28 protein-coding genes, 1 tRNA gene, 1 pseudogene and 1 riboswitch are annotated in these 25,793 nt (G+C 70.3%); of the genes and pseudogenes, 9 read left to right on the top strand and 21 right to left on the bottom strand.

Annotation, left to right across the window (positions count from 1 at the left end):
• Window positions 1–31 precede the first annotated feature (31 nt).
• Window positions 32–1,519, bottom strand: coding sequence for a DUF445 domain-containing protein (locus tag J7E88_RS17210; protein ID WP_215181940.1), 1,488 nt, complete (start codon window positions 1,517–1,519; stop codon window positions 32–34).
• A 102-nt stretch (window positions 1,520–1,621) separates the two neighbouring features.
• Between J7E88_RS17210 and J7E88_RS17205 the strand changes: the two genes are divergently transcribed.
• Window positions 1,622–2,866 (top strand): SGNH/GDSL hydrolase family protein, encoded by a 1,245-nt coding sequence (locus J7E88_RS17205; protein WP_215181938.1) that lies wholly within the window; start codon window positions 1,622–1,624, stop codon window positions 2,864–2,866.
• A gap of 277 nt (window positions 2,867–3,143) precedes the next feature.
• Here J7E88_RS17205 and J7E88_RS17200 read toward each other — a convergent pair whose 3' ends face one another.
• The 4 genes from J7E88_RS17200 to J7E88_RS17185 are packed head-to-tail and all read right to left on the bottom strand — an operon-like array spanning window position 3,144 to window position 6,448.
• Window positions 3,144–3,845, bottom strand: coding sequence for a DUF1707 domain-containing protein (locus tag J7E88_RS17200; RefSeq protein ID WP_215182170.1), 702 nt, complete (start codon window positions 3,843–3,845; stop codon window positions 3,144–3,146).
• 34 nt (window positions 3,846–3,879) lie between these two features.
• Window positions 3,880–4,836, bottom strand: coding sequence for an ATP-binding cassette domain-containing protein (locus tag J7E88_RS17195; RefSeq protein ID WP_215181936.1), 957 nt, complete (start codon window positions 4,834–4,836; stop codon window positions 3,880–3,882).
• Window positions 4,837–4,851: 15 nt separating this feature from the next.
• Window positions 4,852–5,655, bottom strand: coding sequence for an ABC transporter permease (locus tag J7E88_RS17190; RefSeq protein WP_308307521.1), 804 nt, complete (start codon window positions 5,653–5,655; stop codon window positions 4,852–4,854).
• A complete protein-coding gene (locus J7E88_RS17185) occupies window positions 5,648–6,448 on the bottom strand; it encodes an ABC-2 family transporter protein (RefSeq protein WP_215181934.1) in 801 nt (266 codons plus the stop codon). The genes J7E88_RS17190 and J7E88_RS17185 overlap by 8 nt, the downstream gene beginning before the upstream one ends.
• A gap of 153 nt (window positions 6,449–6,601) precedes the next feature.
• Between J7E88_RS17185 and J7E88_RS17180 the strand changes: the two genes are divergently transcribed.
• On the top strand, window positions 6,602–9,112 hold the full coding sequence (locus J7E88_RS17180) for a transglycosylase domain-containing protein (protein WP_215181932.1): 2,511 nt from the start codon (window positions 6,602–6,604) through the stop codon (window positions 9,110–9,112).
• A 37-nt stretch (window positions 9,113–9,149) separates the two neighbouring features.
• On the opposite strand, the gene J7E88_RS17175 is transcribed toward J7E88_RS17180, so the two are convergent.
• From J7E88_RS17175 to J7E88_RS17165, 3 genes are all read right to left on the bottom strand, one after another.
• Entirely contained in the window at window positions 9,150–9,470 is a 321-nt protein-coding gene (locus J7E88_RS17175; protein WP_215181930.1) for a multidrug efflux SMR transporter, read from the bottom strand.
• 30 nt (window positions 9,471–9,500) lie between these two features.
• Window positions 9,501–9,566: riboswitch (guanidine-III (ykkC-III) riboswitch) on the bottom strand.
• Between the two features lie 76 nt (window positions 9,567–9,642).
• Window positions 9,643–9,999: a co-chaperone GroES gene (locus J7E88_RS17170; protein ID WP_215181928.1), complete on the bottom strand. Its 357-nt coding sequence runs from the start codon at window positions 9,997–9,999 to the stop codon at window positions 9,643–9,645.
• A gap of 43 nt (window positions 10,000–10,042) precedes the next feature.
• On the bottom strand, window positions 10,043–10,363 hold the full coding sequence (locus tag J7E88_RS17165; protein WP_215181926.1) for a DUF3618 domain-containing protein: 321 nt from the start codon (window positions 10,361–10,363) through the stop codon (window positions 10,043–10,045).
• A gap of 125 nt (window positions 10,364–10,488) precedes the next feature.
• Between J7E88_RS17165 and bcp the strand changes: the two genes are divergently transcribed.
• Window positions 10,489–10,956, top strand: coding sequence for a thioredoxin-dependent thiol peroxidase (bcp, locus tag J7E88_RS17160; protein WP_215181924.1), 468 nt, complete (start codon window positions 10,489–10,491; stop codon window positions 10,954–10,956).
• A gap of 36 nt (window positions 10,957–10,992) precedes the next feature.
• Window positions 10,993–11,079 (top strand) — tRNA-Leu (locus J7E88_RS17155).
• A 13-nt stretch (window positions 11,080–11,092) separates the two neighbouring features.
• On the opposite strand, the gene rdgB is transcribed toward J7E88_RS17155, so the two are convergent.
• The 4 genes from rdgB to J7E88_RS17135 form a co-directional block, all read right to left on the bottom strand.
• Window positions 11,093–11,695, bottom strand: a complete 603-nt coding sequence (gene rdgB / locus J7E88_RS17150; protein ID WP_215181922.1) for an RdgB/HAM1 family non-canonical purine NTP pyrophosphatase — start codon at window positions 11,693–11,695, stop codon at window positions 11,093–11,095.
• Window positions 11,696–11,706: 11 nt separating this feature from the next.
• Window positions 11,707–12,090, bottom strand: coding sequence for a hypothetical protein (locus J7E88_RS17145; protein ID WP_215181920.1), 384 nt, complete (start codon window positions 12,088–12,090; stop codon window positions 11,707–11,709).
• Window positions 12,091–12,219: 129 nt separating this feature from the next.
• Window positions 12,220–12,957, bottom strand: a complete 738-nt coding sequence (gene rph, locus J7E88_RS17140) for a ribonuclease PH (RefSeq protein ID WP_215181918.1) — start codon at window positions 12,955–12,957, stop codon at window positions 12,220–12,222.
• A gap of 227 nt (window positions 12,958–13,184) precedes the next feature.
• Window positions 13,185–13,418 carry a glucose PTS transporter subunit EIIB gene (locus tag J7E88_RS17135; protein WP_177152560.1) on the bottom strand — a complete coding sequence of 78 codons (234 nt, stop codon included), beginning with the start codon at window positions 13,416–13,418 and terminating at the stop codon, window positions 13,185–13,187.
• Between the two features lie 240 nt (window positions 13,419–13,658).
• On the opposite strand from J7E88_RS17135, the pseudogene J7E88_RS17130 reads away from it, so the two are divergent.
• Window positions 13,659–14,953 (top strand): annotated as a pseudogene (locus J7E88_RS17130) (PTS transporter subunit EIIC).
• Between the two features lie 264 nt (window positions 14,954–15,217).
• On the top strand, window positions 15,218–16,486 hold the full coding sequence (locus J7E88_RS17125) for a PTS transporter subunit EIIC (RefSeq protein WP_215181916.1): 1,269 nt from the start codon (window positions 15,218–15,220) through the stop codon (window positions 16,484–16,486).
• A gap of 58 nt (window positions 16,487–16,544) precedes the next feature.
• Here the strand turns inward: J7E88_RS17125 and J7E88_RS17120 are convergent, their stop codons facing one another.
• Window positions 16,545–17,297, bottom strand: a complete 753-nt coding sequence (locus tag J7E88_RS17120; protein WP_215181914.1) for an MBL fold metallo-hydrolase — start codon at window positions 17,295–17,297, stop codon at window positions 16,545–16,547.
• A 197-nt stretch (window positions 17,298–17,494) separates the two neighbouring features.
• Here J7E88_RS17120 and J7E88_RS17115 point away from each other — a divergent pair, with 197 nt between their 5' ends.
• Entirely contained in the window at window positions 17,495–17,962 is a 468-nt protein-coding gene (locus tag J7E88_RS17115; RefSeq protein WP_215181912.1) for a type II toxin-antitoxin system PemK/MazF family toxin, read from the top strand.
• Between the two features lie 241 nt (window positions 17,963–18,203).
• Here the strand turns inward: J7E88_RS17115 and J7E88_RS17110 are convergent, their stop codons facing one another.
• From J7E88_RS17110 to clpS, 7 genes are all read right to left on the bottom strand, one after another.
• Entirely contained in the window at window positions 18,204–19,154 is a 951-nt protein-coding gene (locus tag J7E88_RS17110) for a PLP-dependent cysteine synthase family protein (RefSeq protein WP_215181910.1), read from the bottom strand.
• A 5-nt stretch (window positions 19,155–19,159) separates the two neighbouring features.
• Complete coding sequence (locus J7E88_RS17105; RefSeq protein ID WP_215181908.1) at window positions 19,160–19,438, bottom strand: MoaD family protein; 279 nt, start codon at window positions 19,436–19,438, stop codon at window positions 19,160–19,162.
• Between the two features lie 88 nt (window positions 19,439–19,526).
• Complete coding sequence (locus J7E88_RS37435) at window positions 19,527–19,643, bottom strand: putative leader peptide (RefSeq protein WP_374196289.1); 117 nt, start codon at window positions 19,641–19,643, stop codon at window positions 19,527–19,529.
• Between the two features lie 133 nt (window positions 19,644–19,776).
• Entirely contained in the window at window positions 19,777–20,199 is a 423-nt protein-coding gene (locus tag J7E88_RS17100) for a Mov34/MPN/PAD-1 family protein (protein WP_215181906.1), read from the bottom strand.
• Between the two features lie 82 nt (window positions 20,200–20,281).
• The gene (locus J7E88_RS17095; protein WP_215181904.1) at window positions 20,282–21,730 is read right to left on the bottom strand and encodes an amino acid permease; all 1,449 of its coding nucleotides are present in this window, start codon (window positions 21,728–21,730) and stop codon (window positions 20,282–20,284) included.
• A gap of 406 nt (window positions 21,731–22,136) precedes the next feature.
• Window positions 22,137–22,730 (bottom strand): DUF2017 domain-containing protein, encoded by a 594-nt coding sequence (locus tag J7E88_RS17090; protein ID WP_215181901.1) that lies wholly within the window; start codon window positions 22,728–22,730, stop codon window positions 22,137–22,139.
• A complete protein-coding gene (clpS, locus tag J7E88_RS17085) occupies window positions 22,730–23,041 on the bottom strand; it encodes an ATP-dependent Clp protease adapter ClpS (RefSeq protein WP_215181899.1) in 312 nt (103 codons plus the stop codon). Before clpS ends, J7E88_RS17090 begins: the two co-directional genes overlap by 1 nt.
• 92 nt (window positions 23,042–23,133) lie before the next feature.
• Here clpS and J7E88_RS17080 point away from each other — a divergent pair, with 92 nt between their 5' ends.
• Window positions 23,134–24,561 carry a nicotinate phosphoribosyltransferase gene (locus J7E88_RS17080; protein ID WP_215181897.1) on the top strand — a complete coding sequence of 476 codons (1,428 nt, stop codon included), beginning with the start codon at window positions 23,134–23,136 and terminating at the stop codon, window positions 24,559–24,561.
• Window positions 24,562–24,756: 195 nt separating this feature from the next.
• Complete coding sequence (locus J7E88_RS17075) at window positions 24,757–25,344, top strand: isochorismatase family protein (RefSeq protein WP_215181895.1); 588 nt, start codon at window positions 24,757–24,759, stop codon at window positions 25,342–25,344.
• A gap of 73 nt (window positions 25,345–25,417) precedes the next feature.
• On the opposite strand, the gene J7E88_RS17070 is transcribed toward J7E88_RS17075, so the two are convergent.
• Entirely contained in the window at window positions 25,418–25,732 is a 315-nt protein-coding gene (locus J7E88_RS17070; RefSeq protein WP_215181893.1) for a hypothetical protein, read from the bottom strand.
• Window positions 25,733–25,793 lie beyond the last annotated feature (61 nt).

Below are 25,793 nucleotides of genomic sequence, written 5' to 3'. Positions count from 1 at the left end.
GCCCGGCGTACACCCTGGCCGGCGGGGCCTTTCACGCCCCCAGCGCATGCGCGACGGTGTAGATCAGCAGACCGGCCAGAGCGCCGACGACCGTGCCGTTGATCCTGATGAACTGCAGGTCACGGCCGATGTGCGCCTCGATCTTGCGCGAGGTGTGCTCCGCGTCCCAGCTCGCGACCGTGTCCGAGATCAGCGAGGTGATCTCGGTGCGGTACGTGGTGACCACGTACACCGCCGCGTCCTCGACCCAACCCTCCACCTTCGCCTGCAGCCTGCTGTCCGTCGCCAGCCGGGCGCCCAGCGACAGCAGCGAGGCCCGGGCGCGCAGTCGCAGCTCGCTGCGGTCGTCCTCCGCGGCCGAGATGATCATGCCGCGTACGGAGGACCAGGCCGACGCGATGACGTCCTGCACCTCCGAGCGCGAGAGCCACTCCGACTTCATCCGCTCGACGCGCTCGCGCGTCTGGCTGTCCGACTGCAGGTCGGCCGCGAAGTCCCCCAGAAAGCGGTCGATCGCGCTGCGCGCCGGGTGGCCGGGCATGTCGCGCATTTCGGTGACGAAGCGCAGCAGCTCGCGATAGACGCGGTCGCCGACCTTGCGGTCCACGAACCGCGGCGTCCAGCCGGGCGCACCGCCCTCGATCGCGTCCATGACCGAGTCCGAGTGCAGGATCAGCCAGTCGTGGGCGCGGGCGCAGATCAGGTCGACAGCCCGGTGGTGTGCGCCGTCCGCGACGATCTTCTGCAGCGTCTTGCCCACACCGGGCGCGATCTCGGCGGCGTCCGCGCGGCGCGTGATGGCCTCACCGACGACCGCCTGGACGTCGGAGTCGCGCAGCACGGTCAGCGCGCCGCGCAGGGCGGTGGACAGTTCGGCGGTGACGCGGTCGGCGTGGGCGGGCTCGGCGAGCCAGGCGCCGAGGCGGCCGCCGATACCGAGGGCGTGCAGGCGTGCGCGTACGACGCCCTGGGAGAGGAAGTTCTCGCCGACGAAGGAGCCGAGTGAGGTGCCGAGCTGGTCCTTCTTGTTCGGGATGATCGCGGTGTGCGGGATGGGCAGGCCGAGGGGGTGGCGGAAGAGCGCGGTGACGGCGAACCAGTCGGCGAGCGCGCCGACCATGCCGGCCTCGGCCGCGGCGGCGACGTATCCGGACCAGGCACCCAGGCCCGCGTTCTTCGCCCAGGTGGCGAGGACGAAGATCACCGCGACCAGCAGGAGCAGGCCGGTGGCGGTGGTCTTCATGCGCCGTACGCCCTGGCGCTTCTCCTCGTCGGCCTCGGTGTACGCGAACCCGGGCAGCGCGGCACCGGGCAGCGCGGCACCGGGCAGCGCGGCACCGGGGAGGGCGCGCCCCGGGGCCGCCCCGCCCGCCGTGACCGCCGCTCCGGTGCTCCCGCCGACGGCCCTGCCCCCGCCGGTGCCGCCGACCTCGCCGGTGTCCGCGCGGCCGCCGGTGCCCGCGGTGCCGGACGCCGTCCCCGAGGGCAGGTCCGGCTCATCCGGTTCTGTGCGTTCCATCCCGCTCCACCCGTCCGCGCATGCGTACCGTACGCATTGTCCCTACCTCGTGTACTCCTGGGCGGCACGTCGAGTTCCCGCGGCATGCCCGATGATGTGTCCATGAGCAAGCGTCAGGGGTATGCAGGTCTCGCTGCCCTCATGGCCGCGGTCGTTCTGATCTGCGGCGGTATCTATCTCGGTGTCGGCGCCGTCAAGGACAAGCCGGCCCTTCGCACACCCCCGGCAGCCGCCCCCGTGTGGATCGGCACCTGGTCGGCGAGCCCCGTCGGCGTCGTGCCGCCGGCCACCGCCAACAGGGCGCACGGTGGCCGGGACGGCCGTTCCGTACGCAACGTCGTGCACACCAGCATCGGGGGCACAGCCGCCCGCGTCACCGTCTCCAACCTCTACGGAACCCTGCCGCTGCGCATATCCGCCGTCTCCCTCGCCGTGCGCGCGGGAGACGGCCCGGAGGCCGTGCGGGGAACGCTGCGCCAGGTCACCTTCGGCAGGGCGCCGGGCGCCACCGTCGCCCCCGGCGGGCAGTTGGTCAGCGACCCGGTCGTGCTCCGCATCCCGTACGACGGCGATCTGCTCGTCACCGTCCACACGCCCGCTTCCGGCGGCGCCGTGACCACGCACACCCAGGCCCGCCAGACCTCCTACCTCGCCGACGGCGACCGCACGCGCGACGAGGCGGGGGACGCGTACACCGCGCAGATCCGCTCCTGGCACCACGTCACCGCCGTCGACGTGCTCACCTCGGAGGCGCGCGGCGCGGTCGTCGCCGTCGGGGACTCGATCACCGACGGGATCTCCTCCACCCCGGACGCCAACCGCCGCTGGCCCGACGTCCTCGCCGACCGGCTCGCCGGCCGTTACGGCGTGCTCAACGAGGGCATCAGCGGCAACCGGCTCCTCAGCCACGACCGCGGCCCCAGCACGCTGGATCGCATCGACCGCGACGTGCTCGGGCGCTCCGGCGCCAGAACCGTGATCGTCGCCATCGGCATCAACGACCTGCTGCGCGCGCCGTACGCCACCACCGGCGAAAGCGTCGTCACCGGCCTGACGGAACTGAGCCGCCGGGCCCGTGCGCACGGACTGCGCGTGGTCGGCGCGACGCTCCTGCCGTGCGGCGGGCATCTGCGCTGCACTCCGGCCGTGGAGGCGGAGCGCATCGAGGTGAACGAGGCGATCCGCTCGGGCGGGATCTTCGACGCGGTCGTCGACTTCGACCGGGCGCTGCGCGACCCGTACGCACCCCAGCGGCTGCGTACGGTGTACGACTCCGGGGACCATCTGCACCCGAGCGACGCGGGCTACGCCCGGATGGGCGCGTCGGTCGACACAAAGGCGCTCTGAGCGCGCGGGCGGCCGTGCCGCCCGCGCGAGGTTGGCGCACCGCACCGTCCCGTCCGCGCCTCGCAGCAGCACGCAGCCCAGGCCGCCACCGCTCCATGTCCCGGCCCCGCCACCCGGCACCTCCCGCCCCCTGCCCGGCGGCCTGCCATCGCCCCAACCGGCCTGGCCGCCAACCCGGACCCGTCCCAGCCGGCCGACGGCGCAACCTGCCCCGGGAGCCCGACAACAACCCCGCCAACCCGGCTCGCCAACCGCCCGCGGCCTGGCCCCCGGTCCCTCAGCCCAGCTCCTTGCGGCCGTCGCCGTCGTTCCTCCCCGAGCGCTCCCGCTTCTCCAGCCGCGCCCGCTCCGCATTCTCCGCCTTCTCGGCCTTCAGGCGCTGCCTCTCGGCCCTCGTGCGCTTGCGCTCCACCCCGACGCCGCCCATCAGGGCCACGCCGTTGACGATCACGCGCGGTGCAGAGGGGTCCGGTTCGCCGTCGACACTGCCGTGCTCGCCGAAGCCGCCCATCAGGCCGATGCCCCTGACCTCGACGTTCAGGTCGGGCGGTACGACGACCTGCACGCCGCCCATGACGGCGACGCAGGTGATCACCGTCTCGCGGTCCTCGAAGCGCGCCTCGCGGAGATCGATCTCCCCGCCGCCCATCAGGGTGAAGGCGGTGAACCGGCGGCCGATAGTCCAGGTCCCTTTGCGCCCGAACCCGCCCCAGAAGGCGAACGCCCCCTTCGACGTCGCCGGCCTGCCGATGCGTTCCGCCCAGCGGCCCGAGGCCGGGGCGGGAGCGGGGGCACCGACCGGCGCGATCGTCCCGCTCGGCGGCAGGTCACGCACCAGCGGTGCCAGTTCGCCGTGCGTGCGCGCGGTGTACGCGGCCTCCAGGCGCTGCTCGAACTCCTCCATGTCCAGCCGCCCCTCGGCCACGGCTTCGCGCAGCCGCTCGGCCACGCGCTCCCGTTCGGAGTCGGACGCTCGCATCTCGGGGAGCTCGTCGGTCATACCGCCAGCGTAGTCAGGCCGACCGGTCCGCGTACATCTTTGCGATCACGGCCTCGATGTCCGGCTCCCGTACCGACAGGTCGACCAGCGGATACCTATCCGCCAGCGCCGCGACCAGCGGAGCCGCCGACATGGCGGCGGGGAACGCCAGCCACTGCCTGGGGCCTTCGACCTTCACCGTCCGGGCTGCGTCCAGGGCGATGGGCGGGATCTCCCGCTCCAGGTCGACGATCAGCGTCCGCTCGCTCTCCCCCACCTCGTGCAGTCCGGCGAGCGCGCCGTCGTACATCAGCTTCCCGTGGTCGATGACCATGACGCGCTTGCACAGCTGCTCGATGTCGGTGAGGTCGTGCGTGGTCAGCAGCACCGTCGTGCCGCGCTCGGCGTTCAGATCGCGCAGGAACTCGCGCACCTTCGCCTTGGAGATCACGTCCAGCCCGATGGTCGGCTCGTCGAGGTAGAGGACCTCGGGGTCGTGCAGCAGGGCCGCCGCGATGTCGCCGCGCATCCGCTGTCCGAGGGACAGTTGGCGTACCGGCACGTCCAGCAGCTCGGCCAGGTCGAGCAGTTCGACGCAGCGCTCCAGGTTCTCCCGGAAGACGGGGTCCGGTACGCGGTACATACGGTGCATCAGCCGGTAGGAGTCGCGCAGCGGGAGGTCCCACCACAAGGTCGTGCGCTGCCCGAAGACCACACCGATGCGCTGCGCAAGCCGGGTCCGCTCGCGCGACGGGTCGATGCCCGCGACCCGCAGCCGGCCGCCGCTCGGGGTGAGGATCCCGGTCAGCATCTTGATCGTGGTGGACTTCCCCGCGCCGTTCGGGCCGATGTAGCCGACCATCTCGCCGCGCGGCACGGTGAAGCTGATGCCGTCCACGGCCCGTACCTGATGCCGCTCACGGCGCAGCCGCCCGGTCCTGCGGCGTACGTCGAAGACTTTCTCGACCCCGTCGAGTTCGATGAAATCCATGTCCTGACCAGCCCCTCAGTTTCCCGTGCTGCGGTACGAACGAAGGCCGACCCGCCACGCCAGTCCCGCGAGGGCACAACACCCCGCGGCCACCACGGGCGGCAGGAACGCCAGCCAGCCCGGCAGCCCGAGGGGATCCTCACGGCCCAGCACGTACAGCGAAGGAACCCAGTTGACGAAGGCCAGCGGCACGACGAACGTCACCCCGCGCACCAGGTCCTTCGCGAAGATCGACGGCGGGTACTGGAGCAGGGTGTTCCCGCCGTACGTGAAGGAGTTCTGCACCTCGGAGGCGTCCTGTGCGAAGAACTGGAACGCCCCGCCCGCCACGAACACGGACGCGAAGATGGCCCCGCCGCTGAGCACCATCAGCGGCACCATCACCACCTTCACGGCCGTCCATTCGACGTCCAGGGCGGCGAGCCCGTAGCTCAGCACCAGCAGCCCCTGGGTGACGCGGCCGAGCCGGCGCAGCGCGAACCGGTCCGCGGCGACCTGGGCGAGCACGGGGACGGGCCGTACGAGCAGGGTGTCCAGCGTGCCGTCGCGCACCCGCCGCCCGAGCCGGTCCATGGACCCCATGACGAGGTCGGCGAGGCCGAAGGCCGTGCTGGTGGTCCCGTACAGGAACGCGACCTCGGGCAGCGAGTAGCCGCCCAGCGCGTCGATGTGCGAGAACATCAGCAGGATCGTCACGAAGTCGAAGCCGGTGGCGGCGAAGTTGCCGAACGCCGTCATGGCGAACGACGCCCGGTAGGTCATGGTGGAGCGGATCCACATCGCGACGATCAGCCCGTACGCCCGCAGAGCGTCAGCCACCCTGGACCACCACCCGCCGGGTCGCGACCGACTGCAGCAGGCGGCCGACGGCGAGCAGCGCGAGCGCCCAGCCGCCCTGGAAGGCGTAGACGCCCAGCAGGTCCCAGCCGGCGTGTTTGCCGAGGAGGATGTCGGCGGGGACCTGGAGGAGCGACGACCAGGGCAGGGCCCGCGCCACTTCACCGAGGACGCCCGGGAAGAGGTTGAGCGGCAGCATCATCCCGGAGAAGAACAGCGTCGCCAGCCAGCAGATCTGCATGACTCCGGCGCCGTCCATCAGCCAGAACGCGGACAGTGCCACGAGAAAGCGCACCGCGAAGCTGACGATCACGCCGAGCGTGACCGCGAGGAGAAAGGCGAGCCAGGTGAGCGGGGATGCGGGCATCGCCAGGTCGAAGGCGAGCGAGCCGAGCACCATCGGCACGATGCCCCGCCCGAGCAGGTGGAAGGCGGCCCGGCCCACATCGCCCGCCAGCCACCACAGTTGCAGGTCGACGGGGCGGTAGAGGTCGATGGCGATGTCGCCGGTGCGGATGCGTTCGATCAGTTCGTCCTCGAAACCGCCGCCCATCATGGCGCACGTCATCATCAGCGCCTGGCCGAGCCACACATAGGTGAGGGCCTGGGAGAGGTCGTATCCGCCGAGCTGCGGACGCTCGTCCCACAGGGCGATATAGGTGTACGCCACGATGAAGCCGAAGACGGTGTTGGTGAACACCCCGGCCGCCGTCGCCACCCGGTACGTCGCATAGCGCCGGAACCCACCCGCCGCGACGACCGCGTACAGCCGCACAACAGCTCCTTCCCACGCGGACGTTGACTCCGGCCGGGACCGGGGACCAAAGCGCCCGACCCTAGCGGACCGCGATGCCGGGTCGCGAGCGTATTTCCGGACGGAGGTATCGGGATGCAAGGGTTATGAGGTCGCAAAGTGCACTATGGGGACATGAGCGACGATTCGCAGCAGGGCTGGACACCCCGCGACGCGACAGTTCCGACGCCGGCCACGAGCGCGGTTCCGGCGTCGGCCACGACCGCGGTTCCGGCGTCGGCGGCACCCGCCGAAGAGGGGAGGAAGGACGGCAAGGGCCGCCGCAGGCGCACCGGCTGGCGCCGCGTCATCCCCACGTGGCGCATGACGCTGGGTGCCGCACTGATCGGCGCGCTCGTCCTCATCGGCGGGTTTCTCACGGGCTATCTGCTCGTCGACATCCCCCCGGCCAACGCCTCCGCGATCGCCCAGAGCAACGTCTACCTCTACAAGGACGGCACGCCGATCGCCCGCGACGGCGAAATCAACCGGGAGAACGTCTCCCTCTCCCGGATCCCGCTCGGCGTGCAGCGCGCGGTCCTCGCCGCCGAGGACCGCGACTTCTACTCCAAGCCCGCGATCGACCCCCAGGCGATGCTCCGCGGCGCCTGGAACACCGTCACCGGCAAGGGCAAGCAGTCCGGCTCCACCATCACCCAGCAGTACGTCAAGAACTACTACCTGGGCCAGGAACAGACACTCACCCGCAAGGTGAAGGAGTTCTTCATCGCGGTGAAGCTCGGCCGCGAGGTGAGCAAGAGCCGGATCCTCGAGGGCTATCTCAACACCAGCTACTTCGGCCGCAACGCATACGGCATCCAGGCCGCGGCGCAGGCGTACTACGGCAAGGACGTCACCGATCTCGACACCGCCGAGGGCGCGTACCTCGCCTCGCTGCTCAAGGCCCCCGGCGCGTACGACGTCGCCGGTCACCCGGACAACCGGGACGCGGCGCAGGGCCGGTTCACCTACGTGCTCGACGGCATGGTCAAGGAGAGGTGGCTGACCCCGGCCGAGCGCGCCGCCATGGAGTTCCCCGCGCCGCAGCCCGCCAGGGCCGCGGGTGGCCTGTCCGGCCAGCGCGGCTACATCGTCCAGGCGGTCGAGGAGTACCTCGCCGCCAACGGGATCGTCGACGAGGACACCCTCGCCGCCGGCGGTTACCGGATCACCACCACCCTGGAGCCTGGAAAGCAGGACGCGTTGACCGAAGCCGTCGACGAGCAGGTCACCTCACGGCTCGACGCCACCCGCAAGGTCGACCGCAACGTCCGTGTCGGCGGCGTCTCCATCGATCCGGCCACGGGCAAGGTCCTCGCCATGTACGGCGGCGTCGACTACACCCGGCAGTACGTCAACAACGCCACCCGGCGCGACTACCAGGTCGGTTCGTCCTTCAAGCCGTTCGTCTTCACCGCGGCCGTCGAGCACGGCTCCACCACCCAGGACGGGAGCCCCATCACCCCGAACACCGTCTACGACGGCACCAGCGAGCGTCGCGTCGAGGGCTGGAGCGGCGCGCCGTACGCGCCCGCGAACGAGGACGACGTCTCCTACGGTCCCATCAGCGTCAGCCGGGCCACCGACGAGTCCGTCAACGCCGTCTACGCGCAGATGGCCGTGGACGTCGGTCCGGGCAAGGTGCGGCAGACCGCGGTCGCCCTCGGCCTGCCCGAGAAGACCCCGGACCTCACGGCCTCGCCGTCCATCGCGCTCGGCACGGCCACCGCCAGCGTCCTCGACATGGCGCAGGCATACGCCACCCTCGCCAACCACGGTCGGCACGGCACGTACACGCTGGTCGAACAGGTCACCAGGAACGGCACGGAGATCGCGCTGCCCGCGCAGCGGATGCGCCGTGTCGTCTCCCGCGAGGCCGCCGACACCACGACCGCCGTTCTGCGCAGCGTGGTCGACGGCGGCACGGGGGCCGCCGCGAGTGCGGCCGGCCGGCCCGCGGCCGGCAAGACCGGCACGGCCGAGGAGGACCGGGCCGCCTGGTTCGCGGGCTACACGCCCGACCTGGTGACCGTCGTCGCCGTCATGGGCCAGAACCCGGGCACCGGCGCGCAGACCCCGCTGTACGGGGCGATGGGGCAGGCCCGGATCAACGGCGGCGGCGCGCCCGCCGAGGTCTGGGCCCGGTACACGGCGGCTGCGCTGAAGGGCAGCCCGGTGAAGGACTTCGACCTCTCGGTGGTGGAGGACATCGACGAGAGCCGGTTCCCGTTCGACCCGCGGGAGTTCGGGGACCCGACGGGGCCCCAGGACCGCGGCGACCCCGGCCGCACGGGCGGCCGGAGCCAGGGCGGCACCGGAGAACCGCAAGGACCGGGAGGACAGGGCGGGCCGGGCGGGCCGCAAGGCCCCGGACCCGCACCCTCGGTGGGCGGCCCCGGCACGGGCGGACCCGTCACCACGTCGCCCACCGCCACGCACAGCGGAGGAACGGGTGGAACGGGTGGAACCGGAGGAACGGGCGGAACGGGCGGAACGGTTGGCGGGGCGGGTACCGCAGGGACGGTGCAGGGGACGACAGGCGGCACCACGGGCACCACGGGCGGCCCCGGCGGGGCGCCGAGCGGTACGCCCGGTCCCGCCGCCACGCCGCCCGCGTCGGCATCGGCCGCCGGCGTTCCTCAGTGACCTCAGTGACCTCAGTGACTCAGGTGATTTCAGTGACTCAGTGACCCGACGTCGCCTTCAGGCCCACCACGGCCACCAGCAGCAGACACACGAAGAAGATCCGGGCCGCCGTGACCGGCTCGTTCAGCACCAGCATGCCCACCACCGCCGCGCCCGCGGCACCGATGCCCACCCAGACGCCGTACGCCGTGCCGATGGGCAGCGTCTTCGCGGCATGCGACAGCAGCATCATGCTGGCGACGATCCCGAGACCGGTGAACACGCTCGACCAGAGCCTGGTGAACCCGTCGGTGAACTTCATCCCGATCGACCAGCCGACCTCGAGCAGACCGGCGACAACAAGCAGAACCCAGGCCATGACGGCACCTCCGAGACGCGGAACAACACGGGTGCGTCGTCTTTGCGTATCCCGGTACGGCGCGTCTCGTCGGGTGTCTCCAACGTAGCAAACAGCACGCAAAAGGGCCGGTGACTTCTGCCACCAGCCCTGCAGCCCGTCCAGGGCCGCTGCGAACTCCTCCAGGCGACGCCTACAGGTACAGGCCCGTGGAGTCCTCGGACCCCTGGAACCGGTCCGCCGCAACCGCGTGCAGATCGCGCTCGCGCATCAGTACGTACGCCACGCCCCGCACCTCGACCTCGGCCCGGTCCTCGGGGTCGTACAGGACCCGGTCGCCCGGCTCCACCGTGCGCACGTTCTGTCCCACCGCGACAACTTCGGCCCAGGCCAGCCGCCGGCCCACCGCAGCGGTCGCCGGAATCACGATGCCGCCGCTGGAGCGCCGCTCGCCCTCCGGGATGTCCGTCCTGACCAGCACGCGGTCGTGCAGCATCCGGATCGGTAGCTTGTCGTGCTGGGTGCTGTGCTGATGACTTCTGGTGCTCACGCGACGAACCTACCTGCCCCTCAGCCCTGCCCGCGCCGCCGGGTCACGCCCGTCGCCTGCGTGCCGAGACGGCCAACAGCCCCACCAGCCCCACGGCCACCAACGCCACCGGAACGACCCGCTCCAGCCGTGGCGCGCCGTCTTCCGACACGAACTGTGCCTTCACGTCCGAGACCGTGCGGTTCACGGCGACGAAGGCACGGCCCACCGTCTGGTCCACGCTGGAGGCCACTTTCGCCTTCGCGTCGCCGATGACCGTCTTGGGGTGCATACGCACACCGATCTCGTCGAGCATCTCGGCGAGCATCTCGCGTCGGCGGACGATGTCCGCCTCGATCTGCGCTGGGGTCCTGGTGTCCGACACCGCGCCGCCTCCGTCGTCGTGTCCGGTAATCCTTCATCGACAGTCTGTCAGCTCGGCCGCGCCCGCACCCCACGGCACCCCTATTACGCTCGACGGCGTACACCCACGTGCCTTGGAGGAGAACCATGAGCGAGCGACTGCAGCCCGGCGACACCGCCCCCGCCTTCACCCTGCCCGACGCCGACGGCAACGAGGTGTCGCTCGCCGACCACAAGGGCCGCAAGGTGATCGTGTACTTCTACCCGGCGGCGCTCACGCCCGGCTGCACCAAGCAGGCCTGCGACTTCACCGACAACCTGGAGGTGCTGGCGGGCGCGGGCTACGACGTGATCGGCGTGTCGCCCGACAAGCCGGAGAAGCTCGCAAAGTTCCGCGAGAAGGAGGCCCTCAAGGTCACGCTGGTCGGCGACCCCTCCAAGGAGGTCCTTCAGGCGTACGGCGCGTTCGGCGAGAAGAAGCTCTACGGCAAGACGGTGACGGGCGTCATCCGCTCCACGGTCGTCGTCGACGAGGACGGCAAGGTCGAGCGTGCGCTCTACAACGTCAAGGCCACCGGCCACGTCGCGAAGATCATCAAGGACCTCGGCATCTGAGCCCCGCGCCCGGCCAGTACCATGGCCGGGCGACTCGCGGTCGTGGTGGAACTGGCAGTCACGCTGGGTTTAGGTCCCAGTGGGGTAACTCCCGTGAGGGTTCGAGTCCCTCCGACCGCACCATCGACTCCCGGCGTCAGCCCAGGAGTTCACGCACCACCGGCACCAGCGCCCGGAAGGCCTTGCCGCGGTGGCTGATCGCGTTCTTCTCCTGCGGGGTCAGCTCCGCGCAGGTCCGCATCTCGCCCTCGGGCTGGAGGATCGGGTCGTAGCCGAAGCCGTTCGTCCCTTCCGGGGAGCGGCGCAGGGTGCCGCGGAGCCGGCCTTCGACGACGCGTTCCGTGCCGTCCGGGAGGGCGAGCGCCGCCGCGCAGGCGAAGTGGGCGCCGCGGTGGGCGGTGTCGATGTCCTTGAGCTGGGCGAGCAGCAGTTCCAGGTTGGCCTTGTCGTCGCCGTGGGTGCCGGCCCAGCGGGCGGAGAAGATGCCGGGCGCGCCGCCGAGGACGTCGACACAGAGGCCGGAGTCGTCGGCGACGGCGGGCAGACCGGTGGCACGGGCGAGCGCGTGGGCCTTGAGGAGGGCGTTCTCGGCGAAGGTGACGCCGGTCTCCTTCACATCGGGGACGTCGGGGAAGGCTTCGGCTCCGACGAGCTCATGGGTGATACCGGCCTCGGCGAGGATGGCCTTGAGTTCGTTGATCTTCCCGGCGTTGCGGGTGGCAAGGATCAGGCGCGTCATGGCCCCAGTATCTACGGCGTGCAGACCTTGCCGATCTCGCCGGCCGCGTCGGTGACGGGCTTGAGGTCGGGGGTGGTGTCGCCGCCGTCGACGGACTTGCGGACGTTGTCGACGCCGCTGGCGAGGTCGTCGACGGCCTTGCTGAGGTCGGCGTTGTCGGTCTTGTCGCCGAGGTTCTTCAGCTCGCGGTCGATCTCGTCAAGGGCCTCGCGCGCCTGGGTGGGGTCGTCGGCGGCGGTGGAGACGGCCTGCTGCAGCTTGTCGACGCTGGTGGCGATGGCGTCGGCGGTTTCGACGCAGTCCAGCGCCTTGTCGAGTGCGGCGCAGCCGGTGACTGCGGGCACCAGCAGGGCGGCTGCGGCGATGGTGAGGGCTATGCGGCGGCGCGCAGACATGGAAGGTCCTTCCGGGGTACGGACGGGCGCACGGTTCGGCCCGTGCGCCCGTGAGGGTAACGACGCCCTGCGGGCGCCTGTGGTTGCTGCGCGGCCTCAGGGGTGTTCGGCCCTGGTCCGCGAACATCCCTAAGCGGGCAGTGCGGTTCCGAGTGCCTCGGTCTGGAGCGCGGCGAGGTCGGCGCAGCCTCCGGTGGCGAGGTCGAGGAGGGCGTTGAGCTCCTTGCGGTCGAAGGGCTCGGCCTCGGCGGTGCCCTGGACCTCGACGAAGCGGCCGTCGCCGGTGCAGACGACGTTCATGTCGGTCTCGGCGCGGACGTCCTCCTCGTAGCAGAGGTCGAGGAGAGGGGTGCCGTCGACGATGCCGACGCTGACGGCGGCGACGGTCCCGGTGAGCGGCTTGCGGCCGGGCTTGATCAGCTTCTTGCCCTGTGCCCAGGCGACGGCGTCGGCGAGGGCGACGTAGGCGCCGGTGATGGCGGCGGTACGGGTGCCGCCGTCGGCCTGGAGCACGTCGCAGTCGAGGACGACGGTGTTCTCGCCGAGGGCCTTGTAGTCGATGACGGCGCGCAGGGAGCGGCCGATGAGCCGACTGATCTCGTGGGTGCGTCCGCCGATCTTGCCGCGTACGGATTCGCGGTCGCCGCGCGTGTTGGTGGACCGCGGGAGCATCGAGTACTCGGAGGTGACCCAGCCTTCGCCGCTGCCCTTGCGCCAGCGGGGCACGCCTTCGGTGAAGGAGGCGGTGCAGAAGACCTTGGTGTCGCCGAAGGAGATGAGGACGGAGCCCTCGGCGTGCTTGCTCCAGCCGCGTTCGATGGTGACGGGGCGGAGCTGTTCGGGGGTTCGGCCGTCGATGCGTGACATGGGAACGAGCCTATCGGCAGATGGGTGAGGGGCCCGTTCCGGTGGTACGGATCAGGCCCCTCGGGGGTCGGCGGCGGGGGCCGGGAGCAGCTCACATCGTCGTCGGCACCCGCGGCCCGGCGGCCTCGCGCGCGTCGCTCACAGCATTTCCGGTCCGCTTCTCCGCCCACTCGGCGAAACCACGGCCACCACCCGCACCCGCGCCCCGGCGGCCTCGCGCGCGTCGCTCACATCATGTCTTCGATGTCGGCAGCGATGGGGTCTGCGTCGGTGCCGATGACGACCTGGATCGCGGTGCCCATCTTCACGACGCCGTGCGCACCGGCGGCCTTGAGCGCGGCCTCATCGACCAGGCTGGGGTCGGCGACCTCGGTGCGGAGGCGGGTGATGCAGCCCTCGATCTCTTCGATGTTGTCGATCCCGCCGAGCCCGGCGACGATCTTCTCAGCCTTGCTGGCCATGTGATTCTCCCTGCGTTCAAGCGCGCTGGGCGCTGCCTCGGCCCACCATTGATCCGAGTTGGTCCGGTTTGTCACGGTAACGCACGGTTGGCCCATCTTCACGGGCGAGTAACCGTCTCGTACCGAATGATGATGATCACCGGTGCCCTGCCGTGCGACGGGGCGCCGGAACCGTATCGCAACTGGTCTACACCAGTCTGCGGCAGCTGCCAAACAGGGCCTGTTTTCGGAGGCATGCCGATGAGCACCGAGAGTGCGCCCGCGCCGCGACCGAAGTGGTGGACCGGCGCGTTCCAGGGGCTCCAGAAGATGGGACGCAGCCTCCAGCTCCCCATCGCCGTCCTGCCCGCTGCCGGCATCCTCAACCGGCTCGGCCAGCCGGACGTCTTCGGGGCGGAGGGGCTCGGCTGGGAGGGCGTCGCCAAGGTCATCGCGGGCGCGGGCGGCGCACTGCTCGACGCCAACATCGGCCTGCCGCTGCTGTTCTGCGTCGGCGTCGCCATCGGCATGGCCAAGAAGTCGGACGGCTCGACGGCTCTCGCGGCGGTGGCCGGATTCCTCGTCTACTACAACGTGCTGCTTCAGTTCCCGAAGGACTGCATCGAGGGCGGCACGGCGGTCACGACCGGCTGCCAGGCGCCCGACGGGACCGTCACGGCCTTCACGTACCAGAATCCCGGCGTCTTCGGCGGCATCGTGATGGGCCTGCTGACCGCCTACTTCTGGCAGCGGTTCCACCGCACCAAGCTCGTGGACTGGCTGGGCTTCTTCAACGGCCGCCGACTGGTGCCGATCATCATGTCGTTCATCGCGATCGGCGTCGCCGCGCTGTGTCTGTGGGTGTGGCCGCCGATCGGTGACGCGCTGGAGAGTTTCAGCGACTGGCTGGTGGGCCTGGGCGCCTGGGGCGCGGGCATCTTCGGTGTGGCGAACCGGGCGCTACTGGTCATCGGACTGCACCAGTTCCTCAACGTGCCCATCTGGTTCCAGTTCGGCAGCTACACCAAACCCGACGGCACGGTGGTGCACGGTGACATCACCATGTTCCTCGCGGGCGACCCGAACGCGGGCCAGTTCACCACCGGCTTCTTCCCGATCATGATGTTCGCCCTGCCGGCCGCGGCCCTCGCGATCACCCACTGCGCGAAACCGGACCGCCGCAAGGAGGTGGGCGGCCTGATGCTGTCGGTGGCACTGACGTCGTTCGTCACCGGCATCACGGAACCGATCGAGTACTCGTTCCTCTTCGTCGCACCCCTGCTGTACGCGATCCACGCCGTGCTCACGGGAGTGTCGATGGCCGTGACGTGGGCGCTCGGCGCCAAGGACGGCTTCAGCTTCTCCGCCGGACTGATCGACTACGTCATCAACTGGAGCCTGGCGACGAAGCCATGGCTGATCATCCCGATCGGACTGGCCTTCGCGGCTCTGTACTACGTGATCTTCCGTTTCGCGATCACGAAGTTCAACATCCCCACGCCGGCCGGGAGCCGGACGAGGTCGGGGAAGAGATGCGCCGCGACGTCACCAAGTAGCGCGGACCGCACCGAGTAGTAGCTGCGGACCCCCGGACGACCCCGGGGCTCTGCCGCACCCCGGGGCGTTGGTCTGCATTCATCGGATCGTTACCGGGCCCGAGAATTTCGCAGGTTCCTTATCCAACCCTCACCGTGCTACAACAGGTCTACACCACTGAGTGGTGTAGACCATGCGGTCCAGACCACCTGCCGCATCCCCTTGAGACGCCGCCCTCCCCCGTGTTCTTTCCCTTGCGGCGCCTTGTCCCCTGGAGGAAGTTGATGTCCACGGCCAGTGCCGCCCCCGCGGCGGACAAGAAGAAGACGGGCGCCGGTGCGATGGCTGTCTTGCAGCGCATCGGCCGCAGCCTGATGCTGCCGGTCGCGGTGCTGCCGGCTGCCGCGCTGCTGGTGCGTTTCGGCCAGCCCGACATGCTCGCGAGGGAATCGTTCCCGACCTTCGTCACCAAGATCGCCGGATACATGGCGGCCGGTGGCGGCGCCCTCCTGGAGAACATGGCCCTGCTGTTCGCCGTCGGCATCGCGATCGGCTTCGCCAAGAAGTCCGACGGCTCGACGGCTCTCGCCGCGGTCGCCGGTTACCTGGTCTTCAAGAACGTGCTCGCCACGTTCACGGACAGCAGCCTGCCCAAGAAGGAAGCCATAGTCGACGGCAAGATCGTCATGGTGGAGCAGGCGGTCGACGCCAAGGTCCTCGGCGGCGTCGTCATGGGTCTCATCGTGGCGCTGCTCTACCAGCGCTTCTACCGCACCAAGCTGCCCGACTGGGCGGGCTTCTTCGGCGGTCGCCGTCTTGTCCCGATCCTGTCGGCCTTCGCCGGTCTCCTCGCCGGCATCGTCTTCGGCCTGATCTGGCCGTGGCTCGGCTCGGGTCTGCACTGGTTCGGCGAGAGCCTCGTCAACTCCGGCGCCGTCGGCGCGGGCATCTTCGGTGTCGCCAACCGTGCGCTGATCCCGGTCGGCATGCACCACCTGCTGAACTCCTTCCCGTGGTTCCAGGCGGGCGAGTACAACGGCAAGAGCGGTGACATCGCCAGGTTCCTCGAGGGCGACCCGACCGCCGGACAGTTCATGACCGGCTTCTTCCCGATCATGATGTTCGCCCTCCCCGCGGCCTGCCTCGCGATCGTCCACTGCGCCCGGCCCGAGCGCCGCAAGGTCGTCGGCGGCATGATGTTCTCGCTCGCGCTGACCTCCTTCGTCACCGGAGTCACCGAGCCGATCGAGTTCACGTTCATGTTCATCGCGCCCGTCCTCTACGCGATCCACGCGGTGCTCACCGGTGTCTCGATGGCCCTCACCTGGTCGCTCGGCATGAAGGACGGCTTCGGCTTCTCCGCCGGCGCGGTCGACTTCGGCCTCAACCTGGGCATCGCCTCCAACCCGTGGGGCCTGGCTCTGGTCGGACTCTGCTTCGCGGCGGTCTACTACGTGGTCTTCCGCTTCGCGATCACCAAGTTCAACCTTCCGACGCCGGGCCGCGAGTCCGACGAGGAGCTCGCCGAGCTGCAGAAGGCCGAGGCCAAGTAGGCCCCGCCACACCGAAGCCCCCGCCCTTGTCAGGGCGGGGGCTTTGTCGTGCACCGGCTCAGAGCTCGTAGACCGCGCCCGGTACCGCGATCTCCGACGGCCCCTCGTACACCGCGCGCGCGTCCGCGAGGTTCTGCGCGCCGTCCGTCCACGGCGGGATGTGGGTCAGCACCAGCCGCCCCACGTCGGCCCGCCGCGCGCACGCGCCCGCCTCACGGCCGTTGAGGTGGAGGTCCGGAATGTCCTCCTTGCCGTGCACGAACGACGCCTCGCACAGAAAGAGGTCCGTGCCGGCGGCGAGTTCGTCCAGCGCGTCGCACACGCCCGTGTCTCCCGAGTATGTGAGCGATTTCCCGCCGTGCTCCACCCGGATGCCGTACGTCTCGACCGGATGGGCCACCCGTTCCGTGCGCACGGAGAACGGGCCGATCTCGAAGGCGCCGGGCTTCAGCGTGTGGAAGTCGAACACCTCGCTCATCGACGTCGGCGAGGGCGTGTCCGCGTAGGCCGTCGTCAGCCGCTGCTCGGTGCCCTCGGGGCCGTAGACCGGGATGGGCGCGCAGCGGCCGCCGTCGTGGCGGTAGTAACGGGCCACGAAGTATCCGCACATGTCGATGCAGTGGTCCGCGTGCAGGTGGCTGAGGAAGATGGCGTCGAGGTCGTAGAGACCGCAGTGTCGCTGCAACTCGCCCAGGGCTCCGTTGCCCATGTCGAGGAGCAGCCGGAAGCCGTCGGCCTCTACGAGGTAGCTCGAACAGGCCGAATCCGCGGAAGGGAACGACCCCGAGCAACCGACGACGGTGAGCTTCATTGAGCGGGAACCTCCGAGGACGAAGGAGGGCTGGGGGAAGGTCGTGCGGTCCGTCGAGCGTAAGGCGCGAAAGGGCAGGTCGCTCCACAGCAGCGGTGTGTTGTGGGAGAACTCACCCTGCCGCGGCGGGGAGCGGGCCGCTGGGGGACGTCGTCCGGCTGCGCGGCGGCAGAGGAGGCGGAGGTAACGTCTGCGCTATGGACACGTCCTGGTGGCTCGCTGTGATAGCCGTCGTCGCACTCGCCCTCGTCGCCGCGGTCTCCGACGGCCTCGGCCGGGGCCTGCGGCGGCCCGGCGGGCGCAGGCGGCCACCGGCGCGGCCGGGGGAGCGCGGGCGCGGAGGCGGGCCGCAGCGGCTGCCGTCGCCGGGCGAGATCTGGTGGGCCGATGTGCCCTACGAGGACGGGCCGGGCTCGAAGGACCGCCCGTGCCTGGTGCTGGCCGTACGGGGCCGGACGGCCCTCGTCGCGAAAATCACCAGCCGGTACCACGACGAGCGCCCCGGGGTGATCGCGCTGCCGCCGGGCGCCGTGGGCGACGCACAGGGGCGCCCGAGCTTCCTGGAGACGGACGAGCTGCGGGACGTACGGGTGGGCGAGTTCCGCCGGAGGGTGGGCACGGTGGACCCGACGGTCTGGGACCAGGTCCGGCACCTCGCTGCCTGACCGGAGTCGGCTTACGGGGCCACCCCACCCCATGCGGCCAACCCCGAGGAAACCCACCACCGTCACCAACCGTCAACGGCCCCTGCCCGGGTGAACCACGGCCCGGGCTGCACAAGGCACCTGCCCGGGTGAACCACGGCCCGGGCTGCACAAGGCACCTGCCCGGGTGAACCACGGCCCGGGCTGTACAAGCCGCCGGGCCCGGCATGCACAAGGCGCCTCTCCGGGTACACGGCCCGGGTCAGGCCCAGAGCTGGCCCTGCAGCGTCTCGATCGCCTCTTCCGTCGTCTGCGCCGTATAGACGCCCGTCGAGAGGTACTTCCACCCGCCGTCGGCCACCACGAACACGATGTCGGCCTGCTCCCCGGCCTTCACCGCCTTCTTCCCGACACCGATCGCGGCGTGCAGTGCCGCGCCCGTGGAGACGCCCGCGAAGATGCCCTCCTGCTGGAGGAGTTCACGGGTGCGGGTGACCGCGTCCGCGGAGCCCACCGAGAAGCGGGTCGTCAGGACCGATGCGTCGTAGAGCTCGGGGACGAAGCCCTCGTCGAGGTTGCGCAGGCCGTATACGAGGTCGTCGTAGCGCGGCTCGGCGGCGACGATCTTGATGTCCGGCTTCTGCTCGCGCAGGTAGCGGCCGACGCCCATCAGCGTGCCGGTGGTGCCGAGGCCCGCCACGAAGTGGGTGACGGACGGCAGGTCGGCGAGGATCTCGGGCCCGGTGGTGGCGTAGTGCGCGCCCGCGTTGTCCGGGTTGCCGTACTGATAGAGCATCACCCACGACGGGTTCTGCGCGGCAAGCTCCTTCGCCACGCGCACCGCCGTGTTGGAGCCGCCCGCCGCCGGGGACGAGATGATCTCGGCGCCCCACATGGCGAGCAGGTCGCGGCGCTCCTGGGAGGTGTTCTCCGGCATGACGCAGACGATGCGGTAGCCCTTGAGCTTGGCCGCCATCGCCAGCGAGATGCCGGTGTTGCCGCTGGTGGGCTCCAGGATGGTGCAGCCGGGGGTGAGCCGGCCGTCCTTCTCCGCCTGCTCGACCATGTGGAGCGCGGGGCGGTCCTTGATCGAGCCGGTCGGGTTGCGGTCCTCCAGCTTGGCCCAGATGCGGACGTCCTCGGAGGGGGACAGCCGCGGGAGCCGGACCAGCGGCGTGTTGCCGACGGCCGCGAGCGGGGAGTCGTAGCGCATGGGGATCAGACCATGCCGCCGGCCACGGCCGGCAGGATCGTCACGTTGTCGCCGTCGGACAGCTTGGTGGAGATGCCGTCCAGAAAGCGGACGTCCTCGTCGTTCAGGTAGACGTTGACGAAGCGGCGCAGCTGGTCGCCTTCGACGATGCGCTCCTTGATGCCGTTGTGCCGGGTCTCGAGGTCGGCGAACAGCTCGGCGAGGGTGTCTCCGTTGCCTTCGACGGCCTTGGCTCCGCCGGTGTAGGTGCGGAGGATGGTCGGGATGCGGACCTCGATGGCCATGACGTGGGCTCCTGTCGGAAGGTGGCGTAGGGGCGCGCGGCTGTGGCCCCCGCGCGAGGGGGTGCTGCTGGCGTGGTGCGCTCGTGCGTCAGAACGCGGCGCGGGCCGTACACATCGCGCTGGCGAGGCGGCACAGGTCGACGTGCAGCCGCGCAACGAGCAGCAGGGTGCTCGGCGTCTTGTCGCTCACGTCGTGGAGAACCATGCGGTCATCGTATCGATTCCCGGTCCGGATCCCTGAGTGTGATCTCGCATGATGGACGAATTCCGCTCGGAATGCGGGCACGGGCCGACGGCGGCGCCGCGGGAGGGCCCGCCGCGCCCAGGGCGGCCCGGCGTCAGTACGCCTCGACGACCTTGACCTCTTCCTCGGTGATCTCGCCCTCGACGATGCGGAACGAGCGGAACTGGAAGGGGCCCGCGTCGTCGGTGTCGGCGGTGGAGACGAGGACGTAGTGCGCGCCCGGCTCGTTCGCGTAGCTGATGTCGGTGCGCGAGGGATACGCCTCTGTCGCGGTGTGCGAGTGGTAGATGATCACCGGCTCCTCGTCGTTGTCGTCCAGCTCGCGGTAGAGCTTGAGGAGGTCGGCCGAGTCGAACTCGTAGAACGTGGGTGACCGGGCGGCGTTCAGCATCGGGATGAAGCGCTCGGGACGGCCGGAGCCCTCCGGTCCGGCGACGACGCCGCAGGCCTCGTCGGGGTGGTCCTCACGGGCGTGGGCGACGATCTGGTCGAAGAGGTCCCGGGTGATGGTCAGCATGGGCCACAGGATAGGCAGACGGCCTCCGGATCCGAGATCCGGAGGCCATCAAGTGAGACGGGTGGTGGACACCACCGCCGCGTCAGTCGGACTTCGTCGCGTACTCCCGCTGCGTGTGCTCGGCGATCCGCGGGTTGCTCCGCTTCAGCACCTGCCAGCCGACGGCCAGGCCGACGGCCCAGACGGCCGCCACGTACAGCGAGATCCGGCCCGCCTCGTCGAGCGCGACCATGCCGGTCACACCGACGAGGAAGAGCAGGGCGACCCAGCTGAAGAGCGCGCCGCCCGGCGCCGGGAAGGACGAGGCACGCAGCCGTCCCGCGTCCACCGCGGAGCGGTAGCGGATGTGGCTGACGAGGATCATCATCCAGGTCCAGATGCCGGCCGCGGTGGCCACGGACACGACGTAGCCGAAGGCCTTCTCCGGGACGATGTAGTTGAGGACCACGCCGATGCCCATCAGGGTCACGGAGACGGCGATGCCGAGGGCCGGGGTGCGGCGGGCGTTGAGCTTGCCGAGGGCCTGGGGGGCCTCGCCGTTGGAGGCGAGGTCGCGCAGCATCCGGCCGGTGGAGTACATGCCGGAGTTGCAGGAGGACAGGGCCGCGGTGAGCACCACGAAGTTGACGATGCCCGCGGCGAGCGGGATGCCGATCTTCGCGAAGGCGTGCACGAAGGGGCTCTCGCCCGCGGAGAACTCCGTCCACTTGACGACAGAGAGGATCACGACCAGGGCGCCGACGTAGAAGATGATGATGCGCCAGGGCAGCGTGTTGATCGCCTTGGGCAGGGTCTTCTCGGGGTTCTCGGACTCGCCGGCCGTGACACCGACGAGCTCCACGGCGAGGTAGGCGAACATGACGCCCTGGAGGGTCATCAGGCTCGAGCCGATGCCGTTGGGGAAGATCCCGTCGTAGGACCAGAGGTTGGAGACCGAGGCGGTGTCACCGGCGTCGGAGAAGCCGAGGGTGAGGACGCCGAGACCGATCACGATCATGCCGATGATCGCGGTGACCTTGATCATCGAGAACCAGAACTCGACCTCGCCGAAGATCTTCACCGAGATCAGGTTGACGCCGAAGAGCACCACCAGGAAGACCAGGGCGCTGACCCATTGCGGGATCTCGGGGAACCAGAAGTGGATGTAGATGGCCGCGGCGGTCAGCTCGGCCATGCCGGTGACGATCCACATCAGCCAGTACGTCCAGCCGGTGACGAAGCCGAAGAACGGGCCGAGGAACTCACGTGCGTACTCGGCGAAGGAACCGGAGACCGGACGATAGAGGAGCAGCTCCCCGAGCGCGCGCATGATGAAGAAGATGACGACGCCCGCGAGGGCGTACATCAGGATGATGCTGGGACCGGCCTTGGCGATGTTCGCGCCGGCCCCCATGAAGAGTCCGACGCCGATGGCTCCGCCGATGGCGATCATCTGGACCTGCCGGCTGCCGAGCCCGCGCTCGTAGCCTTCCTGCGAAGTGTTGCCCCCGGCCTCGTCGCCGGTGTGCTTGTCGACCTGCACCGAGGTCATGGTGATGCGCCCTTTCTCCATACTGATCCGCCGCGACCGCTGCGCGGTAACGGATCAGGTCCTGATCCCCCCGGATGTGGATGGAGTGCTACCGGCGGTCTGCCGGTTCAAGCGCCCTCGGGGACAGGGGTGGCGTCCCCGAGCGGTCGTGAAGATTTATCACGGCCGCAGCAATGATCTACTGAGGCGAGAGTGACGCGCGACACAGGAAGAAGCGGACAAAGTGCGCGCGAAACAGCAAAGGGGCGCAGCGTGGTGACGTGATCGTTATCCGGATTTGAGCGTCCGTTGAGCGAACAACTGACCGGGGCGTATGCCCTGTCCCGGGACGAAGCGGCACGGAGGGAGGGTGCACCCCTCAGGACATCGGGGCGTCAGGACGTCAGGGCCTCAGGGCCTCAGGGCCTCAGGGCCTCAACGTCTCGATGAGCGTCTCCTGAAGGGCTCCGAGCCAGAGGTAGGCCATCACCATGGGCTTGCGCGGGTCGGAGTCCGGCAGCCGGTACAGGTCGTCGTTGTCGTCCGCCTCGGTGACCTCCAGCCGGGTGCCGATGGTCAGCCGCAGGTCGTTGAGCGCGCCGAGCCAGTGCAGGCACTCCTCGGGGTCGAGCTCCAGCACGGCGCCGCCGTCGCCGGCGACGGTCAGCGAGTCCAGGCTTCGGACGACCGCGAGGGCGTCGTCCCGCTTACGGGTGCGCAGGTCGTTCTCGGTGAAGCGCCGGAACTCGGCGGAGGCCGCGCGCAGCTCCTCACCCTCGGAGCCGCCCTCGGGGTCGGCGTACGCCTCGGGGAACAGGCGCGCGAGAGCCGGGTCGGTGGGCGGCTCGCTCGGCCCCTCGGCGAACAGGGCGGCAAGCGGGTCCTCGCCCTGGGCCGGCTCGTCACCGGGCCCGATGAGCTCCAGCATCTGCACGGCGAGGGAGCGCAGGATGGAGACCTCGACCTCGTCCAGCGCCACGGCGGCGCCGCCGCCCTTCAGCGGCTCGAAGTGAGAGCTCATCAGCCACGGTCCTGGGTGAGCGTGGCCCACAGTCCGTATCCGTGCATCGCCTGCACGTCCCGTTCCATCTCCTCGCGGCTGCCGCTGGAGACGACGGCGCGTCCCTTGTGATGGACGTCGAGCATCAGCTTGTGCGCCTTGTCCTTGGAGTAACCGAAGTATGCCTGGAAGACGTAGGTGACATAGCTCATCAGGTTGACCGGGTCGTTGTGCACCAGGGTCACCCAGGGCACATCGGGCTCGGGGACGGCCGCAGTCTCCTCGGCCGACTCGGTCTGCTCGATCTCCAGTGGCACAGTCACTCCACCCATGCTGCCACTTGAGCCCCCCCGTCGCACAAACGCCCCCGCCCGGAATCGAGACATCTCGTCAGACTGACGAAATGTGCGCTAGCATCGCCGTCATGAACACTGCAGACCTTGGACTGCCGAATGAGAAGGGGCGCGAAGCTCCGCAGAAGGGTGACGGTGGGCTGGGGGCACCTCCCAGCGGTAGCTGGGGGAGGGTGGGCGTGCCGTCGACCGCGCTCTTCACCGATCAGTACGAGTTCACGATGCTCCAGGCGGCGCTCAAGGCCGGGACCGCCGAGCGGCGCTCGGTCTTCGAGGTCTTCACCCGCCGGCTGCCCGAGGGCCGCCGCTACGGAGTCGTCGCGGGCGTCGGCCGGGTGCTGGACGCCGTGGAGAACTTCCGGTTCGACGCGGGCGTGCTCGGCTTCCTGCGGGAGCGGCACATCGTCGACGAACCCACCCTCCAATGGCTCGCCGGCTATCGCTTCCGCGGCGACATCTGGGGCTACCCGGAGGGCGAGGTGTACTTCTCAGGCTCGCCGATCCTGCGCGTCGAGGGCTCCTTCGCCGAGTGCGTGCTCCTCGAGACCGTGATCCTTTCGATCCTCAACCACGACTCGGCGATCGCCGCCGCCGCCTCGCGCATGTCCACGGCCGCCGACGGGCGCGGCCTGATCGAGATGGGGGCCCGCCGCACGCACGAGCTGTCCGCCGTCGCCGCCGCCCGCGCCGCCTACGTCGGCGGCTTCGACTCCACCTCCGACCTGGCGGCCGGCTTCCGCTACGCCATCCCCACCGTCGGCACCAGTGCCCACGCCTTCACCCTGCTGCACGACAGCGAGCGCGACGCCTTCCAGGCGCAGGTCGACTCGCTGGGCCACGGCACGACCCTGCTGGTCGACACCTTCGACGTGGCCGAGGCCGTGCGCACGGCGGTCGACATCGCGGGGCCGGAGCTCGGATCCGTACGGATCGACTCGGGCGACCTGCTGCTGGTCGCGCACCGGGTGCGCAAGCAACTGGACGAGCTCGGCGCGGTGAACACCAGGATCGTGGTCACCTCCGACCTCGACGAATACGCCATCGCGTCGCTCGCCGCGGCCCCGGTGGACGCGTACGGCGTGGGCACCCGGCTGGTCACGGGCAGCGGGCAACCCACCTGCTCGATGGTCTACAAGCTGGTCGCGCGGGCCCGTTCGACGGACCCCACGGCGCCGCTTGAGCCGGTGGCCAAGAAGTCGCTGGGCGGGAAGCTGTCGATCGGCGGCCGCAAGTGGGCGGCGCGCCGGCTGGACGAGCACGGCGTCGCCGAGGCGGAGGTCGTCGGGATCGGCGACGTACCGCCCGAGCTGGCCGACCGGCAGCTGCTGGTGCAGCTCGTCAGGGGCGGCGAGATCGTGGCCCGTGAGCCGCTCGACGCGGCGCGCGAGCGGCACATCGCGGCGCGTGGTGCGCTGCCGATGTCGGCGATCCAGCTCTCGCGCGGCGAGCCCGTGATCCCGACCGAGTACGTGGGACCCGATACGGCCGCATACGCGTGACCCCACACGGAAGGGGAACGCGTCCCCTGCACGAGGGGGATCGGGACCTGCGCTTTCCGGGGTCCACTCCCGCAGGGCGCGGGAAGTCTCTACGCTCGGTAGTCGAGCCCTGAACAGTCGTCCGGCCCCGTCCGGCCGGGTCGGTCCGCCGGTCCCACGCCGACCCGTCGCCCCCTCCACCGAAGGACACCCGCCATGCACCGCGCCTTGATCGTCGTGGACGTTCAGAACGACTTCTGCGAGGGGGGCAGCCTCGCGGTGGCGGGAGGTGCCGACGTCGCAGCCGCCATCACCGAACTGATCGGCCAGGCCCAGCCGGGCTACCGTCATGTGGTGGCCACACGCGACCACCACATCGACCCGGGCGGCCACTTCTCCGACCACCCCGACTTCGTCGAGTCCTGGCCGCGGCACTGCGTCGCGGGCACGGAGGGTGTCGGATTCCACCCGAACTTCGCGCCGGCCGTCACCTCCGGCGCCGTCGCCGCGGTCTTCGACAAGGGCGCATACGCGGCGGCGTACAGCGGCTTCGAGGGCACCGACGAGAACGGCTCGACGCTGGCCGAGTGGCTGCGGGCCCGCGGTGTCACCGAGGTCGACGTGGTCGGCATCGCGACCGACCACTGCGTGCGTGCCACCGCGCTGGACGCGGCACGCGTGGGCTTCACGACCCGTGTGCTGCTGGAGCTGACCGCGGGCGTCGCGAAGGAGACGACCGAGCGTGCTCTCGAGGAGCTGCGCGCGTCGGGTGTGGAGCTGAGCGGCAAGCCGGTGGTGGTCTGACGCGTCACCGGCCTGGTGCCACGATCGGCCGTGGTGCCCGGCAGGGACACCCGCGTCGGTGGCGCCCGGCCGGTCAGGCGGTACGGGCGGAACTGAGCAGGGCCCGTATCGGGTGCCAGAGCTCCGGGGCCGCGCCCGGGTCCCCCCGCCACAGCAGGCCGTCCGGATGGTGCAGCACTGCGGTGATCTCGTCCGGCGTGGGCGGCTCGGCGTTGCCCCGCAGGTACACCGCACGCAGGCCCAGATTGCGCAGCCTGGTCAGCGCCCTGGCCCGGTTCGCGGCATGCACCAGGAACCTCACGGAGGTCCCGTCGCCGACCGGGCTGGGCAGGCTGAGCGCGACGACCACGCTGCCGCTGGGCAGCTTGCAAAAACCTCCGCCGGGCATGCGGAACCACTCCCCCGTCAGTCGCCGTCAATAAGAACCTCAACCCCCGCACCTAAACACG

It is taken from the genome of Streptomyces sp. ISL-10, assembly GCF_018614575.1.
Lineage (GTDB): Bacteria > Actinomycetota > Actinomycetes > Streptomycetales > Streptomycetaceae > Streptomyces.
Note: the sequence above shows the minus strand (reverse complement) of the source record. Positions and strands in the feature narration are given on the sequence as shown.

Bases quoted from the DNA above. Each gene is read 5' to 3' on its own strand.
- J7E88_RS17115 (WP_215181912.1), top strand. From the start codon at position 17,495: ATGGACACGTCCTGGTGGCTCGCTGTGATAGCCGTCGTCGCACTCGCC.
- bcp (WP_215181924.1), top strand. From the start codon at position 10,489: ATGAGCGAGCGACTGCAGCCCGGCGACACCGCCCCCGCCTTCACCCTG.
- J7E88_RS17120 (WP_215181914.1), bottom strand. From the start codon at position 17,297: ATGAAGCTCACCGTCGTCGGTTGCTCGGGGTCGTTCCCTTCCGCGGAT.
- J7E88_RS17110 (WP_215181910.1), bottom strand. From the start codon at position 19,154: ATGCGCTACGACTCCCCGCTCGCGGCCGTCGGCAACACGCCGCTGGTC.
- J7E88_RS17105 (WP_215181908.1), bottom strand. From the start codon at position 19,438: ATGGCCATCGAGGTCCGCATCCCGACCATCCTCCGCACCTACACCGGC.
- J7E88_RS17095 (WP_215181904.1), bottom strand. From the start codon at position 21,730: ATGACCTCGGTGCAGGTCGACAAGCACACCGGCGACGAGGCCGGGGGC.
- J7E88_RS17205 (WP_215181938.1), top strand. From the start codon at position 1,622: ATGAGCAAGCGTCAGGGGTATGCAGGTCTCGCTGCCCTCATGGCCGCG.
- J7E88_RS17075 (WP_215181895.1), top strand. From the start codon at position 24,757: ATGCACCGCGCCTTGATCGTCGTGGACGTTCAGAACGACTTCTGCGAG.
- rdgB (WP_215181922.1), bottom strand. From the start codon at position 11,695: ATGACGCGCCTGATCCTTGCCACCCGCAACGCCGGGAAGATCAACGAA.
- J7E88_RS17100 (WP_215181906.1), bottom strand. From the start codon at position 20,199: ATGCTGACCATCACCCGGGACCTCTTCGACCAGATCGTCGCCCACGCC.
- J7E88_RS17135 (WP_177152560.1), bottom strand. From the start codon at position 13,418: ATGGCCAGCAAGGCTGAGAAGATCGTCGCCGGGCTCGGCGGGATCGAC.
- J7E88_RS17200 (WP_215182170.1), bottom strand. From the start codon at position 3,845: ATGCGAGCGTCCGACTCCGAACGGGAGCGCGTGGCCGAGCGGCTGCGC.
- J7E88_RS17070 (WP_215181893.1), bottom strand. From the start codon at position 25,732: ATGCCCGGCGGAGGTTTTTGCAAGCTGCCCAGCGGCAGCGTGGTCGTC.
- J7E88_RS17175 (WP_215181930.1), bottom strand. From the start codon at position 9,470: ATGGCCTGGGTTCTGCTTGTTGTCGCCGGTCTGCTCGAGGTCGGCTGG.
- J7E88_RS17090 (WP_215181901.1), bottom strand. From the start codon at position 22,730: ATGAGCTCTCACTTCGAGCCGCTGAAGGGCGGCGGCGCCGCCGTGGCG.
- J7E88_RS17080 (WP_215181897.1), top strand. From the start codon at position 23,134: ATGAACACTGCAGACCTTGGACTGCCGAATGAGAAGGGGCGCGAAGCT.
- J7E88_RS17125 (WP_215181916.1), top strand. From the start codon at position 15,218: ATGTCCACGGCCAGTGCCGCCCCCGCGGCGGACAAGAAGAAGACGGGC.
- rph (WP_215181918.1), bottom strand. From the start codon at position 12,957: ATGTCACGCATCGACGGCCGAACCCCCGAACAGCTCCGCCCCGTCACC.
- J7E88_RS37435 (WP_374196289.1), bottom strand. From the start codon at position 19,643: ATGGTTCTCCACGACGTGAGCGACAAGACGCCGAGCACCCTGCTGCTC.
- clpS (WP_215181899.1), bottom strand. From the start codon at position 23,041: ATGGGTGGAGTGACTGTGCCACTGGAGATCGAGCAGACCGAGTCGGCC.
- J7E88_RS17195 (WP_215181936.1), bottom strand. From the start codon at position 4,836: ATGGATTTCATCGAACTCGACGGGGTCGAGAAAGTCTTCGACGTACGC.
- J7E88_RS17180 (WP_215181932.1), top strand. From the start codon at position 6,602: ATGAGCGACGATTCGCAGCAGGGCTGGACACCCCGCGACGCGACAGTT.
- J7E88_RS17145 (WP_215181920.1), bottom strand. From the start codon at position 12,090: ATGTCTGCGCGCCGCCGCATAGCCCTCACCATCGCCGCAGCCGCCCTG.
- J7E88_RS17210 (WP_215181940.1), bottom strand. From the start codon at position 1,519: ATGGAACGCACAGAACCGGATGAGCCGGACCTGCCCTCGGGGACGGCG.